Raw genomic sequence first — 15,217 nt, forward strand, 5'->3', positions numbered from 1 at the left:
GGGCGCTCCGTCAGGGGCCGGGGCACTGCTCGGGTCTCCGTGACCGCATCCTGTGCGAATGTCACGAATTCATAAAGGATGCCACGGACCGCGGAATTCGACCAGAGGGGCGGGTGCCCAGGCACGATCCGAGCGTGATCCGGCGGTCGCAGCATCGCTCCGTTGCGCGACCATTCGCACGCATGCACCGACCCTGCGCCGGAGCACCCCCGGGAGAGCGCTCACACGGCGTCGGCGCGCAGTCGGCGCAGCAGCTGCTCCAGCTCGTCGAAAAGGGGGACGGGAGCCGCGATCAGCAGGTCGGAGCTCGCCGGCCGGCCGTCGAAGCCGGCGACACGTACGCCCGCCTCCTGGGCGATCAGGACGCCCGCCGCCTGGTCCCACGGGTTCAGTCCGCGCTCGTAGTAGGCGTTCAGCTGCCCCGAGGCGACGGCGCAGAGATCGAGCGCCGCGGAGCCGATGCGCCGGATGTCGCGCACCTCGCCGAGCAGCTCCTGCACGACCGCGCCCTGGCGCATCCGGCGCGCGGAGTCGTAGCCGAAGCCCGTGCCGACCAGCGCCAGCGACAGCGAGGCGGGCGGCGTCGCCCGCAGCGGCGCTCCGTCGCGGTGAGCGCCCTCGCCGAGGGCGGCCGTGAAGACCTCGCCGGTCGCGCCGTTCACGACAGCGCCGGCGAGCGCCCTCCAGGTCCGCGGGTCGGGCTCCCCCTCGACCACCGCGATGCTCACCGCGTACGAGGGGATGCCGTAAAGGTAGTTGACCGTTCCGTCGATCGGATCGACGACCCAGGTGAGTCCGCTCGTGCCGCCGCCGCCGCCCGACTCCTCCCCCAGGAAGCCGTCGTCGGGCCGCGCCTCGGCGAGCCGGCGCCGGATCAACTGCTCGACCTCGCGGTCGGCGGCCGTGACCACGTCCTCGGGCGACGACTTCGACGCGGCGATCTCGACGCCGTCCTCCCGCCGCTGGCGGGCCAGGTGCGCCGCCTCGACAGCGATCGAGCGGGCGATGGCGAGGAGGGAGGCGTGGGCGCTCATGGTCCCAGCCTAGGGACCGCGCCATCATGGAGGCATGAGCATCCCGATCGCGATCACTGGAGCCACCGGAGCCGTGGGCGGGCGCGTCGCACGCGAGCTCGCCGACGCCGGCCTCCCCCTCCGACTGCTGGTCCGCGATCCCTCCCGAGCCCCGGAGCTCCCCGGAGCGGAGGTCGTGCGCTCGACCTTCGCCGAGCCCGGCGCCTCGCTCGAGGGCGTCCGCCTGCTGCTGATGGTCTCGGCGTCCGAGAACGAGCACCGCCTCGCGGAGCACCGCTCGCTCGTCGCCGCCGCCGCGGAGGCGGGCGTCGAGCACGTGGTCTACACGTCGTTCGCCGGAGCGGCGCACGACGCCGTGTTCACCCTCGCGCGGGATCACGCCGCGACGGAGGACGCGCTCCGAGACTCCGGCATGGGCTGGACCTTCCTGCGCGACAACCTCTACCTCGACTTCCTGCCGGACATGCTCGGCGAGGACGGCGCGATCCGCGGGCCCGCCGGCACAGGACGGGCGGCGGTCGTCGCCCGCGAGGACGTGGCGCGCACGGCCACGGCGATCCTCCGCTCCCCCGACGAGCACCGCGACGCGCTCTACGAGCTCACCGGGCCCGAGGCGCTCACCCTCGACGAGGTCGCCACCACCCTGACCGCCGCCGGCCGCCCCGCCGTGTTCGTCGACGAGACGCTCGAGGAGGCCTATGCCTCCCGGCAGCGCTGGAACGCCCCCGACTGGCAGCTCGACGCCTGGGTGAGCACCTACACCGCGATCGCCGCCGGGCAGCTCGAGCACGTCTCGGACGACGTGGAGCGCCTCACCGGGCGCCCTCCGCTGTCGCTGGCCGGGTTCCTGGCCCGCGAGCAGCGATGAAGCGGGGCACGAACCTCCCGGCGCTCGGCGGCTACAACCAGGCGCTCGTCCTCGAACTCATCCGCCGCGCGCCCGCCGGCATCAGCCGGATCGAGCTCGCCGCGCAGACCGGGCTCTCGGCGCAGACGCTCTCGAACGTCGCCCGGCGGCTCCTGCAGGACGGACTCGTGCGGGAGGCCGGCAAATCCGGATCCGGCCCGGGCAAGCCGCGCACGATCCTCCAGCTCGAACCCGATGCGCGCTTCGCGATCGGGCTGCACATCGACCCCACCGTCACCACCTGTGTGGTGCTCGACCTCGAGGGCCGCACCGTCGCCCACGCCCGCACGCGGACCCCGCGCGGCATCCGCCCCGAGGAGACCATCGCGCGCCTGAGCGCCTCGGTCGCGGCCATCATCGAGACCTCGGGCGTCGACCGGGAGCGGGTCCTGGGAGTCGGCATCGCCTTCCCCGGCCCGCTCGACGCCGAGCAGGGCCGGATCTTCGACCCGCCGCTGCTCGAGGAGTGGCACGACGTGCCGCTGGGCGAGTCGCTGTCGGCCTCGACGGGCCTCCCCGTGCACGTCGAGAAGGACGTGACGGCCGCGATGGTGGCCGAGACCTGGATCTCGACCCAGGACGTTGGCGCGAACGGCCTGCTCTTCTACTACGGCACCGGAGTCGGAGCGGGCCTGGTCGTGCACGGCGCCATCGTGCGCGGCGCCAGCAGCAACGCGGGCGACATCGGGCACCTGATCGTGGACCCGGACGGACCGCTGTGCCGGTGCGGGCGGCGCGGCTGCCTGGGCGACTCCATCGCCCCGAGCGCGCTCGTCGCCGAGGCCGTCGAGCGCGGCATCCTGCCCGCTCCGCGCGACGGACTCGATCCGAGCTCCGTCGACGCCGGGTTCAGCCGCCTGCTCGAGCGTGCGGACGCCGCGGACGAGGACGCCGTCGCCATCGTCCGTGTCGCGGCGCAGCGGATCGCGCGCGGCGTGCTCAACGTCGCGGGGCTGCTCGACCTCGATCACGTGATCTTCGGCGGGCCCTTCTGGGAGCGGGCGGCCGGCGCCGTCCTGCCCGTCGTCGCCACCGCCCTCGCCGAGGACCCCGCCTCGATGCTGACCCACCGCGTCGAGCTGCGCAGCTCCCGGCTGGGCGAGGACATCGCGGCGATCGGCGCCGCCTGCGTGGTCCTCGACCGCGCGCTGACGCCCGCGACGGCGTCGCTCCTCATCGAGACCTGATCGTCATCATCGCCCGGCTCTGGACCTGCCGGTCGCTCTTGACAGAGTTATTCAAGACGATTTATAAATAGCCCGGAGGCCGGTGGGACAACTCGCTCGGCCCCGGAGCGGACCCGCGTGCGCGGACGCTCCGACCCTCGCCCCTCCCTCGGGGGCGGGGGTCGTCCGGTCGCAGTCGCGACCCCGAAGCAAAGGAGCTTTCATGTCCCGTCGAGTCGCGGTCGCCGCCGCTGCACTCACCGTCGTGATGGGCCTCACGGCCTGCTCGGCGTCGACCCCCTCCGCCGGAGGCGAGGAGTTGAAGTCGATCAAGGTGGCCTACCAGACCACCGCCACCTTCGCCCAGATGCAGACGCTGATGGAGACCGCGAAGGAGCAGTACGAAGCCGCCCACGAGGGCGTCACGATCGAGCTGGTCCCGATCCAGGGCGAGGGTCCCGACTACTACACGAAGCTCGCACTGATGAACAAGTCGGCGGCCACCGCGCCCGACGTGCAGTACGAGGACACCTTCAAGATCCAGTCCGACGCCGCGGCCGGCTACCTCCTGCCTCTGGACGACCGCCTCGCCGAGTGGGAGGACTGGTCGCAGTTCGCCGACGGAGCCAAGCAGGCCGGGCTGGGCCCGGACGGCAAGACCTACGGGGTCTCGCTCGGCACCGACACCCGCGGCCTCTGGTACAACACCGAGCTCTTCCAGCAGGCCGGCATCGCGACGCCGTGGGCGCCCGCGACCTGGCAGGACGTGCTCGACACCGCCGCGACGATCAAGGCCGAGCTGCCCGACGTGATCCCACTCAACGTCTACTCCGGCAAGGCCGCCGGCGAGGCCGCCTCGATGCAGGGCCTCGAGATGCTGCTCTACGGCACCGAGGACACCCTCTACGACGCCGACACCAAGAAGTGGATCACGGGCAGCCAGGGCTTCCGCGACTCCCTCTCCTTCATCAGCGACGTCTACCAGGACGGCCTCGGCCCGACCCCGCAGCAGGCGCTCGACCCCAACATCTTCACCAACGTGACCGCGGAGTGGCTGCCCTCCAGCACCCTCGCCATCGCCCTCGACGGCTCCTGGCAGTCCGGCGCCTGGATCGAGGGCGGCTCGAGCCCCTGGCCCGAGTGGGACTCGACGCTCGCCCTGGCGCCGATGCCGACGCAGTTCGGCGACGCCCCCGGCTCGACCAGCATGTCCGGCGGCTGGACGCTCGCGATCGGCGCGAACACGAAGGCGCCCGACCTCGCGTTCGACTTCCTCACCACCGCGCTGAATAAGGACAACTCGCAGTCGTACGCGATCTCGAACTCGCAGATCGCGGTCCGCGCCGATGTGGCAGAGGACCCGGAGTACACCGCCGCCAACCCGTCGTTCGAGTTCTTCTCGAGCCTCGTGCCGAACACGCACTTCCGTCCGGCGACCGAGGACTACGGCCAGATCTCGAACGCGATCACCGTCGCGATGGAGTCCGTGATGACCGGGCAGCAGAGCGTCGACGAGGCCGCCGCCGCCTACGACGAGGCCGTCGAGGGCATCGTCGGGGCCGACGGCGTGACGGAAGCCGAGTAGCGTGACCCACTCCCTCCGCGCACCCGCGCGACCGGTCGACGGCCAGGAGCCCACCCGCTCCCGGCCGCCGACCGGCGAGGGGGCGGGGTCGGCGGCCCTGCACCGCCGCCGCTCGCTCCTGCGCACCCTGCCCCTGGGGCCCGCCACGGTGATCCTCGCGATCTTCCTGCTCGGGCCGATCCTCGTCTCGTTCTGGGGATCCTTCACCGACTCCTCGCTCTCGGGGAGCACCGCCGCGGCGAACTCGTTCGTCGGCTTCGACAACTACGTCGCCCTCTTCCAGGACCCGGACTTCCCCAACGCCGTGATCCTCACGGTCGTGTTCGTGCTCGGCTCGGCCGTGATCGGGCAGAACGTGCTCGGCCTGGGCCTCGCCCTGCTGATGCGCGCCTCCGGCCCGATCGTCCGCAGCATCGTCGGCACGATCGTCGTGACCGCGTGGGTGCTGCCCGAGATCGTGGCGGCCTTCGCCTCCTACGCGTTCTTCCGCGACGAGGGCACGGCCAACTCGATCCTGGCCCTGCTCGGGATCAGTGGCCCGAGCTGGCTCTACGTGTTCCCGATGGTCACGGTGATCGTGGCGAACATCTGGCGCGGCACCGCGTTCTCGATGCTCGTCTACTCCGCCGCCCTCGCCGACGTGCCGCCGGAGATCACCGAGGCGGCCGAGATGGACGGCGCCAGCGGAGTGAAGCGACTGCTGTTCGTCACCATCCCGATGATCCGCCGCACCATCGCGACGAACGCCATGATCACGACCCTCCAGACCCTCTCGGTCTTCACTCTCGTCTACGTCATGACGGGCGGTGGACCCGGCACCTCGGCGACGACCCTTCCGCTGCTCGCCTACCAGGAGGCGTTCAAGTTCGGCCAGATCGGCTTCGGCACCGCGATCGCCACCATCATGCTGCTCGTCGGCGGCATCTTCTCCGTGTTCTACGTGCGCGCGCTGCGCTCGGAAGTGGACTGACCATGTCGATCTCGATGTCCGCCCCCTCGCATCGCGTGATGCGCACGCTCTCGAACACCGTGCTGCTCGTCATCGGCGCGTGCTTCGCCCTGCCGCTGCTGTGGCTCGTGCTCGCCTCCATCGACGCCGCTCCGACCCTCTCGGTCCGGCTGCCCACGGTCCTCACCCTCGAGAACTTCCGGAGCGTCCTGACACCCGAGCTGACCTTCGGGCCGCTGGGCAACAGCGTGCTGCTCTCGGGCGGCGCGGCGCTGCTCACGGTCGTGCTCGGACTGCTCGCGGCCTACCCGCTCTCGCGGTACCGGATGCGGATCACGAAGCCGTTCCTCTACGGGATCCTCTTCGGCACCTGCCTCCCGATCACCGCGATGATGGTGCCCGTCTACAGCCTGTTCTTGCAGCTCAACCTGATCGACTCGCTGATGGGCACGGTGCTCTTCCTCACCGCCTCGTCGCTGCCGATCGCGATCTGGATGCTGAAGAACTTCATGGACTCGGTGCCGATCAGCCTCGAGGAGGCCGCCTGGATGGACGGCGCCTCGTCGATGACCACGCTCGTGCGCATCGTCATCCCGCTGATGCGCCCCGGGATCGCGGTGGTCTTCATCTTCACGTTCGTCCAGGCGTGGGGGAACTTCTTCGTCCCCTTCGTGCTGCTGCTCAGCCCCGGCAAGCAGCCGGCCGCGGTCAGCATCTTCAACTTCTTCGGCGCGAACGGAGCGGTCGCCTACGGCCAGCTCGCCGCCTACTCCCTCGTCTACTCGCTGCCGGTCCTGGCGCTCTACGTGCTCGTCCAGCGCGGTCTCGGCGGCGCCTCGGCGCTGGCCGGCGCCGTCAAGGGCTGAACCCGCGCCCGACCGCCGCCCCCTCCGGAAGGAACCCCCTCATGCACGACCGCCGCCTGCTCGTCGAAGAGCGCGTCGACCGCTTCGTCCGCGAGCGCCTGCTCCCCGCCGTCCACCGCGCCACCGCTCCGCTGGACCTCCTCGCCTGGCAGGTGCCGGACGAGCCGGTGCCTTTCGCCGAGGCCGCCTCGGCCGAGTACGCGCCGTTCTCGGCCGGGACCGCCTGGGGTCGCCCCTGGTCGACGCTGTGGCTCAAGGTGTCGGGCTCTCTTCCCGCCGAGTGGCTCGTCGACGGCGCGCTGCCCGAGGGTGTGCGCCCCGAGCTGGTCGTGGACCTCGGCTTCGACGGCGGGCAGTCGGGCTTCCAGTCCGAGGCGCTCGTCTGGCGGCCCGACGGCGTGATCGTGAAGGCGATCTCGCCGTTCAACAACACGGCGGCCGGAGCGGTCGACTCGGACGGCCGGGTCGACGTGCTGATCGAGGCCGCGGCGAACCCCGACGTCGGCAGCGACTGGAGCTTCCGCCCGACCACGGTGGGCGACCTCGCGACGGCGGGCGACGCTCCGCAGTACGTCCTGCGCCGCGTCGACGTGGCGCTGCTCGACGTCGACGTCTGGGAGCTGCTGCAGGACGTGCGCGTGCTGCGCGGACTGGTGGACGAGCTGGTGGTCGGCTCGCCCCGCCGCGCCGAGCTGCTCGTCGCACTCGAGGCGGTGACCGACGCGGTCGACCCGTCCGACGTCTCCGGGACCGCCGCCGCCGGGCGCCGTGCCCTCGAGAGCGTCCTCGCGAGCCCGGCCGTCCCCAGCGCCCACCGACTGCACGCCGTCGGGCACGCGCACATCGACTCCGCCTGGCTCTGGCCCGTGCGCGAGACGATCCGCAAGTGCGCGCGCACCTTCTCGAACGTCATCGCCCTGATGGACGAGCACCCCGACTTCGTCTTCGCCTGCTCGTCCGCGCAGCAGTTCGCCTGGATGAAGGAGCACTACCCGGAGCTGTTCGAGCGGATCCGCGAGAAGGTCGCGGCCGGTCAGTTCGTGCCGGTCGGCGGGATGTGGGTCGAGTCCGACACCAATCTGCCGGGCGGCGAGGCTATGGCCCGCCAGTTCGTCGCCGGCAAGCGGTTCTTCCTCGAGGAGTTCGGCGTGGAGTGCGAGGAGGTCTGGCTGCCCGACTCGTTCGGCTACTCCGGTGCCCTGCCGCAGATCGCCCGCGCCGCGGGAGCCCGCTGGTTCCTCACGCAGAAGATCTCGTGGAACGAGACCAACACGATGCCGCACCACACCTTCGACTGGGAGGGCATCGACGGCACGCGGATCTTCACCCACTTCCCGCCGGTCGACAAGTACAACTCCGACCTCGTCGCGTCCGACCTCGCCCACGCGGAGCGCAACTTCGCCGACCACGGCCGCAGCACCGCCTCCCTCCTCCCCTACGGCTACGGCGACGGAGGCGGCGGCCCGACCCGCGAGATGGTCGCGACCATCGCGCGCACGACCTCCCTCGAGGGCTCGCCGCGAGTCGAGCACTCGTCGCCCCGCGCGTTCTTCGAGGCGGCGGAGGCCGAGTACCCGCGGCCCGAGGTCTGGAGCGGCGAGCTCTACCTGGAGTCGCACCGCGGCGTCTACACGAGCCAGCTGCGCACCAAACAGGGCAACCGCCGCAGCGAGCACCTCCTCCGCGAGGCGGAGCTGTGGGCGAGCACCGCTACCGTGCGCACCGGAGCCGAGTACCCGGCCGCGGAGCTGCGGGAGCTCTGGCAGCTCGTGCTGCTGCAGCAGTTCCACGACATCCTCCCCGGCTCCTCCATCGCCTGGGTGCACCAGGACGCCGAGCGCAACTACGCGGCGATCGCCGTGCGACTGGAGGCCGTGATCGCCGAGGCCCTGCGGGCGCTGGCGGGGACGGGCGAGCACGCGCTGCGCGTCAACGCCGCTCCGCACGCACGCGCCGGCGTCGCCGCGCTCGGCGCGACGTCCTCCGCAGTCGCGCCCTCGCGACTCCGGGTGCAGGAGCAGGCCGGCGGGTTCGTCCTCGAGAACGAGCGGATCCGCGTCCGCGTCGACTCCGACGGCCTGCTGGCCGAGCTGGTCGACCTGGCGACCGGCCGGGACGCCGTGCCGCCCGGCGAGCGTGCCGGCGTGTTCCAGCTGCACCGCGACACCCCGAACAAGTGGGACGCCTGGGACATCGACCACCACTACCGCCGCCATGTCACCGACCTGGTCGCCGCCGACACCGTGCACCTGGGCGAGGACGGGGTCTCGGTGATCGTCGAGCGCTCCTTCTCCTCCTCGCGCCTCGTCGAGACGATCACCCTCGAGCCCGGATCGGCCGAGCTCGGGCTCACGGTCGACATCGACTGGCAGGAGAGCCAGAAGCTCCTCAAGCTCGCATTCCCGGTCGATGTGCACGCCGACCGGTTCGCCTCCGAGATCCAGTTCGGGCACATCGAGCGGCCGACGCACGCGAACACGTCCTGGGACGCGGCCCGCTACGAGACCAGCGCGCACCGCTGGATCCGCGTCGGCGAAGGGGCGTACGGGGTCGCGATCACGAACGACTCGACCTACGGCTACGACGTCACCCGGCAGCCCCGCCGCGGCGGCGGCAGCACCACGGTGGCGCGGCTCTCGCTGCTGCGCTCGGCCGTGTTCCCCGACCCGCAGCAGGACCGCGGGCAGCACCGCCTGCGCGTGGGCCTGGTCGTCGGGGCCACCACTCAGGACGCGGTGACCGCCGGCTACCGGATCAACCTCCCCGAGCGCCGCATCGAGGGCACGGCGGAGGAGGAGCTCGCTCCGCTCGTCTCCCTCTCCTCCCCCGCGGCCGTCATGGAGGCGGTCAAGCTCGCCGAGGACGGCAGCGGCGACGTGATCGTGCGGCTCTACGAGGCGCTGGGCCTGCGCTCGACGACCGAGCTGACGGCCGACTTCGCCGTCTCGGCGGTCGTGGCGACCGACCTGCTCGAGCGCCCGCTCGAGGACGACGCGACGGTCTCCTCCGCCACCGGATCCGGCGCGACCCTGTCGCTCCGGCCGTTCCAGCTGGTGACGCTGCGCCTGCGGCGCTGAGAGCGCGGGCCCCGGAGACGGCGCCCCCGGACGCGGGAACGCCCCGGTCACCTGCTGGTGATCGGGGCGTTCTGCGATGCGTGTGGCGAGTGAGGGATTCGAACCCCCGAAGGCTACGCCGTCTGATTTACAGTCAGATCCCTTTGGCCGCTAGGGTAACTCGCCGTGGCGCACCCGACCGGGAGTCGTGCTCTCGACCGAAGGCGCTGGTAAAGGATACCCGCGGGGCGGGCGGATCGGAAATCGGCGCGGGGACGCGTCACTCGGCCGCCGCGGCGTAGCGCGACGCCGCCTCGGCCACCTTGCCGGCGTAGCTGGTCGCGGGGTTGTAGGCGGCGATGGCCGCGCGCCAGCCCGACTCCGTCGACAGGTCGCCGCCCGCCTCGCAGAGGTAGCGGGCGGCGGTCACCGCCTGCTGGTCGACGTTCTGCGGATCCCAGCCGCTGGAGGCCCAGCGCATCCACGTCGCGGGGATGATCTGGAGCGGGCCCATCGCGCGGTCGACCTCCGGGTCGCCGTCCAGCGCCCCTCGATCGTTGTCCTCGACCCGGTCGAACTCCGTGCCGTCCAGGCGCGGGCCGTAGATCGGCTCGGCAGCGCGCCCGTCCTCGCCGAGCGCGCTGCCGAAGATGGTGCCGTGCCTGCTCTCGACGTACCCGATGCCGGCGAGCGTCGCCCAGTCGAGGCGGCAGTCGGGATCGACGGAGGAGGTGAGCAGCGCGGCTCCCGCGTAGGCGGTCAGCGCGCGCTCCGGGATCCCGCTGCCCTCGGCGGTGCCGGACAGCCACTCCCGGGTGGTCAGGAAGCGCACGGGAGTCGCGGCCGTCGCGTCCGCGTCCTCGAGCAGCGCGGGATCGACCGCCGCGGGGGCCGGCGCCGCCGGCGGGACCGTCAGGACTCCGCCCTCGTACTCGATGGTCGACGTGGTGGCGGCGCTGCAGCCCGCGAGCAGCGCGCCGACGAGCGGCAGCAGGAGCAGAGCGGGGAGACGGCGCATCCTCCAGTGGTACCAGCACAGCCTCCGTGGACGCCCCGCACCGCCCGGGAGCCCGGGACGCCCGGAAGCTAAACTCGCAGGCATGGCAGATTCAACGTTCGACGTCGTCAGCAAGGTCGACAAGATGGAGGCGGACAACGCCCTCAACCAGGCGCACAAGGAGGTCGAGCAGCGCTACGACTTCAAGAACGTGGGCGCCTCGATCGCGTGGAGCGGCGAGAAGATCCTGATCAAGGCCAACACGGAGGAGCGCGCGAACGCGATCCTCGACGTCTTCCAGTCGAAGCTGATCAAGCGCGGCATCAGCCTCAAGAGCCTCGACTCCGGCGAGCCCTTCCCCTCGGGCAAGGAGTACCGGATCGAGTCGACGCTCAAGGACGGCATCGACCAGGAGCACGCGAAGAAGATCAACAAGCTGATCCGCGACGAGGCCCCCAAGTCGGTCAAGTCGCAGATCCAGGGCGACGAGCTGCGCGTCTCGTCGAAGAGCCGCGACGACCTGCAGGCCACGATGGCGCTGCTCAAGGGCGCGGACCTCGATCTCGACCTCCAGTTCGTCAACTTCCGCTGAGGGATGTCCGCCGCAGGAGCACGAGCATGACCGCCGGGATCGACGAGCCCGACCACCGGGGCCGCACCGGCCTCGATCAGGAGGGCTACGACCTCACCGGCAATCCCGACGTCGACGTGAAGCGGGTGACCCTGCTCTCGAGCCACTGGTACGTCCTGCGCACCACCGAGTTCGAGTACCGGCACCGCGACGGCCGGGTCACGACCGAGCACCGCGAGACGTACGACCGCGGCAACGGAGCCGCCGTGCTGCTCTACGACGCCGACGCGCGCACCGTGGTGCTCGTGCGGCAGTTCCGCTACCCGACCTACGTCAACGGGAACCTCGACGGCATGCTCCTCGAGGTGCCCGCCGGTCTGCTCGACGAGGAGGGCCCCGAGGAGGGCGCCCGCCGGGAGGCCTCCGAGGAGACCGGCCTCGAGGTCGGCCGGCTCGAGCACGTCTTCGACGCGTACATGAGCCCCGGCTCGATCACCGAGATGCTGCACTTCTACGCGGGACGCTACCGGGCCGGCTCCCGGGAGGGCGCGTTCGCCGGCCTCGCCGACGAGGGCGAGGACACCGAGGTCGTGGAGCTCTCGTTCGACGAGGCCCTCGCCCAGATCGGGGTCCAGATCGTCGACGCGAAGACGATCATGCTCCTGCAGTGGGCGGCGCTGCGCGGCCCGTTCTCGCGCTGAGCCGCTCGGCGATCGACGTGCCCCTCCCGTCGGCCGGGCGGTCCGGAGCGAGGTAGCCGCGCGCCCATCGCTCGAGCTCGGCGTAGGCGCGGGCGCGGATCCGGGGCGCCGAGAGCACGACGTCGTGGACGGCTCCGTCGAGGCGGACGATCGTCACGGTGGATCCCAGCGTCGCGGCGCGCTCGCCGATCGACCGCACGTCGAGGGCCACGTCGGCCGAGCGCATCTCGTCGCTCCACCACGGCAGCAGCACGCTGCGGGAGGAGAGCATCGTCAGCACGGGCATCCGCAGGTTCAGCCCGCGCTCGACGCGGCGGTGCCCCGCGAGCACCGCCGCCAGCCAGGCCGGGCTCACCGGGAACCCCCGCTCGGGCCGCCACGCGGGGTCGTACTCCCACTCGCCCTCGAGCGTCGCCGAGACGGTGCGCGAGTAGAAGCCCTGATCGATCGCGGGCAGAGTGCCGTGCGGAGCGACGCGGGCGCGCAGCATCATCCACGGCGCGAGCATCTGACGGCCCATTGAGCGGGCCTGGAACTCGAGCCACGGGCTGTTGAGGACGAGCGCCGACAGCTCGTCGGGATGGCGGGCCGCCCAGAGGCTCAGCGTCAGGCCGCCCGTCGAGTGCCCCATCAGCACGAGCCGGCGGTCGCGGTGCCCGTGCTCGGCCATCGCGGCCCGCGCGGCGGCGAGATCCTCGTCGTAGACGGCGAGGTCGGTCGTGAAGCCCGGCGTCTGGTGGGGCCGCAGGCTGCGGCCGTACTTGCGCAGGTCGAGCGCGAAGAAGCGCGCGCCGAGTCCGTGCCAGAACTCCGCGAGCTCGGTCTGGAAGAAGTAGTCGCTCCAGCCGTGCACGTAGAGCACGTCCACTCCGGAGGCGGGACCCGGCCAGCGCGGCGCGACCGGCCGGTGGCGCACCAGGGTCGCGACGACCTCCCCTTCGTCGTCCTCGCCGAGGGGCAGTGTGCGCTGCTCGAAACCGGGGCCCAGGACGTCCGGCCGCCATCCCCCGCTCAGGACGCGTACGCCTTCAGCGCGCGGGCGGTGAGGGTGGAGCCGTCCGAGACGAGATCGCGGGGCGTGCCCTCGAAGACGATCGAGCCGCCGTCGTGACCGGCGCCGGGGCCCACGTCGATGATCCAGTCGGCGTGCGCCATCAGCGCCTGGTGGTGCTCGATCACGATCACCGAGCTGCCGGAGTCGACCAGCCGGTCGAGCAGACCCAGCAGGTTGTCGACATCGGCGAGGTGCAGGCCGGTCGTCGGCTCGTCCAGGATGTACACCGCGCCCTTCGAGGCCATGTTGATCGCGAGTTTGAGGCGCTGCCGCTCGCCGCCCGAGAGCGTGTTGAGCGGCTGGCCGAGGGTCAGGTAGCCCAGGCCCACGTCGACCAGGCGGGCGAGGATCGTGTGCGCGGGACCCGAGCCGAAGAACTCGGCGGCCTCGACGATCGGCAGCGAGAGCACCTCGTGGATGTTCAGGCCCCGGAGACGGTACTCGAGCACCTCGGCGGTGAAGCGCCGGCCCTCGCACTCCTCGCAGACCGACGAGACGGTGGCGGCCGGTCCGAGCTCGGTGAAGATGAGCCCCGCCCCCTTGCAGACGGGGCACGCTCCGGCGGAGTTGGCGCTGAACAGCGCGGGCTTCACTCCGTTGGCCTTCGCGAACGCCGCGCGGATGGCGTCGAGGACCCCGGTGTAGGTCGCCGGGTTGCTGCGGCGCGAACCGCGGATCGGCGACTGGTCGGCCACGACCACTCCGGGCCGCTTCGCGAGGCTGCCGTGGATGAGGGAGGACTTGCCCGACCCGGCGACGCCGGTCACGACGGTCAGCACCCCGAGCGGAACGTCGACGTCGACGCCGCGGAGGTTGTGCGTGGCCGCCCCGCGGATCTCGGCGAACGAGGTGGGCCTGCGCACGTCGCCCTTCAGCGGCACGCGGTGATCGAGGTGCCTCCCGGTGAGGGTGTCGGAGCCGCGCAGGCCCTCGACCGACCCCTCGAAGCGGATCTCGCCGCCGTGCGCTCCCGCCCGCGGCCCCAGGTCGACGACGTGGTCGGCGATCACGATGATCTCGGGCTTGTGCTCGACGACGAGCACCGTGTTGCCCTTGTCGCGGAGGCGGCGCAGCAGCTCGATCATGCGCGAGACGTCGTGCGGGTGCAGTCCGGCGGTCGGCTCGTCGAAGACGTAGGTGATGTCGGTGAGGCTGGAGCCGAGGTGCCGCACCATCTTGACGCGCTGAGCCTCGCCGCCCGAGAGGGTGCCGGACTCGCGATCGAGCGAGAGGTAGCCGAGCCCGACCTGCACGAGCGAGTCGAGGGTGCCGAGCAGCGTCTCGACGATCGGGGCGACGGAGCGGTCGTCGACGCCGCGGAGCCACTCGGCCAGGTCGGTTGCCTGCATCGAGGAGCACTCGGCGATGTTGCGGCCGGCGATGCGGGAGGCGAGCGCCGCGCGGGTCACCCGCGCCCCGCCGCACTCGGGGCAGGCGGCGAAGGTGGCCACGCGCTCGGCGAAGGCGCGGATGTGCGCCTGGGGCGACTCCTTCGCCAGGTAGAGCCGGGTGACCTTCACGACCAGGCCCTCGTAGGTGAGGTTCATCCCCCCGATCGCCATCTTGGTGGCGGGGCGGTAGAGGAACGCGTCGAGCTGCTCCGGGGTGAACTCGGCGATCGGGCGGTCGGCCGGGTACAGGCCCGACTCGGCGAGGGCCTTCCAGTACCAGCCGCCCACGACGAAGTTGGGGATCGCGTCGAGCGCGCCGCCCTCGAGGGACTTCGAGCGGTCGAAGAGCGCGTCGAGGTCGATGTCGGAGGCGCGGCCGGTGCCCTCGCAGCGCGGGCACATGCCCTCGGGCAGGTTGAACGAGAACGCGCCGCTCGTGCCGGCGTGCGGGTCGCCGATCCGGCTGAAGAGGATGCGCAGCATCGTGTACGCGTCGGTCGCGGTGCCGACCGTGGAGCGGCCGTTGGCGCCCATCCGCTCCTGGTCGACCACGATGGTCGCCGAGAGCCCGTCGAGCGACTCGACGTCGGGCCGCGCGGGCGACCCCATGAACTGCTGCACGAAGGCGGAGTAGGTCTCGTTGATGAGCCGCTGCGACTCCGCGGCGATCGTGCCGAAGACGAGCGACGACTTGCCCGAGCCCGAGACCCCCGTGAACACGGTGATGCGGCGCTTGGGGATGTCGACGTCGACGCCCCGGAGGTTGTTCTGCCGGGCACCGCGCACCCGGATGACGTCGTGCGGCCCCGCTGTCGTCGTGCTGGTCATCGCATCCCCGTCCGTCGCGCCGCCCTCGCGGCTGCCCGCAGTGTACGGGAGCCCTCCGACATGCACGAAGGCCCCCCGGCGCGCACCGGAGGGCCTTCGAGGGAGCGAGGGG

12 protein-coding genes and 1 tRNA gene are annotated in these 15,217 nt (G+C 71.8%); 8 read left to right on the top strand and 5 right to left on the bottom strand.

Going from position 1 to position 15,217, the window contains the following annotated elements; genetic code table 11:
• Positions 1-221: 221 nt before the first annotated feature.
• Complete coding sequence (locus NB037_RS03945; RefSeq protein WP_251943900.1) at positions 222-1,034, bottom strand: inositol monophosphatase family protein; 813 nt, start codon at positions 1,032-1,034, stop codon at positions 222-224.
• Between the two features lie 34 nt (positions 1,035-1,068).
• Between NB037_RS03945 and NB037_RS03950 the strand changes: the two genes are divergently transcribed.
• The 6 genes from NB037_RS03950 to NB037_RS03975 all read left to right on the top strand — a co-directional run bounded on the left by NB037_RS03950 (position 1,069) and on the right by NB037_RS03975 (position 9,584).
• Entirely contained in the window at positions 1,069-1,902 is an 834-nt protein-coding gene (locus NB037_RS03950; protein WP_251943903.1) for an SDR family oxidoreductase, read from the top strand.
• Entirely contained in the window at positions 1,899-3,128 is a 1,230-nt protein-coding gene (locus NB037_RS03955; RefSeq protein WP_251943906.1) for an ROK family transcriptional regulator, read from the top strand. Before NB037_RS03950 ends, NB037_RS03955 begins: the two co-directional genes overlap by 4 nt.
• Positions 3,129-3,330: 202 nt before the next feature.
• Positions 3,331-4,692 carry an extracellular solute-binding protein gene (locus NB037_RS03960; RefSeq protein ID WP_251943909.1) on the top strand — a complete coding sequence of 454 codons (1,362 nt, stop codon included), beginning with the start codon at positions 3,331-3,333 and terminating at the stop codon, positions 4,690-4,692.
• 1 nt (position 4,693) lies between these two features.
• Positions 4,694-5,662, top strand: a complete 969-nt coding sequence (locus NB037_RS03965) for a carbohydrate ABC transporter permease (RefSeq protein WP_372490692.1) — start codon at positions 4,694-4,696, stop codon at positions 5,660-5,662.
• 14 nt (positions 5,663-5,676) lie between these two features.
• A complete protein-coding gene (locus tag NB037_RS03970) occupies positions 5,677-6,507 on the top strand; it encodes a carbohydrate ABC transporter permease (RefSeq protein WP_308202045.1) in 831 nt (276 codons plus the stop codon).
• 41 nt (positions 6,508-6,548) lie between these two features.
• Positions 6,549-9,584 carry an alpha-mannosidase gene (locus tag NB037_RS03975; RefSeq protein ID WP_251943913.1) on the top strand — a complete coding sequence of 1,012 codons (3,036 nt, stop codon included), beginning with the start codon at positions 6,549-6,551 and terminating at the stop codon, positions 9,582-9,584.
• Positions 9,585-9,667: 83 nt separating this feature from the next.
• Here NB037_RS03975 and NB037_RS03980 read toward each other — a convergent pair.
• Both NB037_RS03980 and NB037_RS03985 read right to left on the bottom strand, forming a co-directional pair.
• A tRNA-Tyr gene (locus NB037_RS03980) sits at positions 9,668-9,749 on the bottom strand.
• A 94-nt stretch (positions 9,750-9,843) separates the two neighbouring features.
• A complete protein-coding gene (locus NB037_RS03985) occupies positions 9,844-10,581 on the bottom strand; it encodes a lysozyme family protein (protein WP_251943915.1) in 738 nt (245 codons plus the stop codon).
• Positions 10,582-10,663: 82 nt separating this feature from the next.
• Between NB037_RS03985 and NB037_RS03990 the strand changes: the two genes are divergently transcribed.
• Together NB037_RS03990 and NB037_RS03995 are read left to right on the top strand one after the other, a co-directional pair.
• Positions 10,664-11,152, top strand: a complete 489-nt coding sequence (locus NB037_RS03990) for a YajQ family cyclic di-GMP-binding protein (RefSeq protein ID WP_207405424.1) — start codon at positions 10,664-10,666, stop codon at positions 11,150-11,152.
• A 26-nt stretch (positions 11,153-11,178) separates the two neighbouring features.
• Positions 11,179-11,832, top strand: a complete 654-nt coding sequence (locus NB037_RS03995; protein WP_251943917.1) for an NUDIX domain-containing protein — start codon at positions 11,179-11,181, stop codon at positions 11,830-11,832.
• On the opposite strand, the gene NB037_RS04000 is transcribed toward NB037_RS03995, so the two are convergent.
• Both NB037_RS04000 and NB037_RS04005 read right to left on the bottom strand, forming a co-directional pair.
• Entirely contained in the window at positions 11,786-12,748 is a 963-nt protein-coding gene (locus tag NB037_RS04000) for an alpha/beta hydrolase (RefSeq protein WP_251943918.1), read from the bottom strand. The genes NB037_RS03995 and NB037_RS04000 overlap by 47 nt on opposite strands.
• A 95-nt stretch (positions 12,749-12,843) precedes the next feature.
• On the bottom strand, positions 12,844-15,105 hold the full coding sequence (locus tag NB037_RS04005; protein WP_251943920.1) for an ATP-binding cassette domain-containing protein: 2,262 nt from the start codon (positions 15,103-15,105) through the stop codon (positions 12,844-12,846).
• Positions 15,106-15,217: the final 112 nt, after the last annotated feature.

It is taken from the genome of Rathayibacter rubneri (genome assembly GCF_023743255.1).
GTDB classification, from domain to species: Bacteria; Actinomycetota; Actinomycetes; order Actinomycetales; family Microbacteriaceae; genus Rathayibacter; species Rathayibacter rubneri.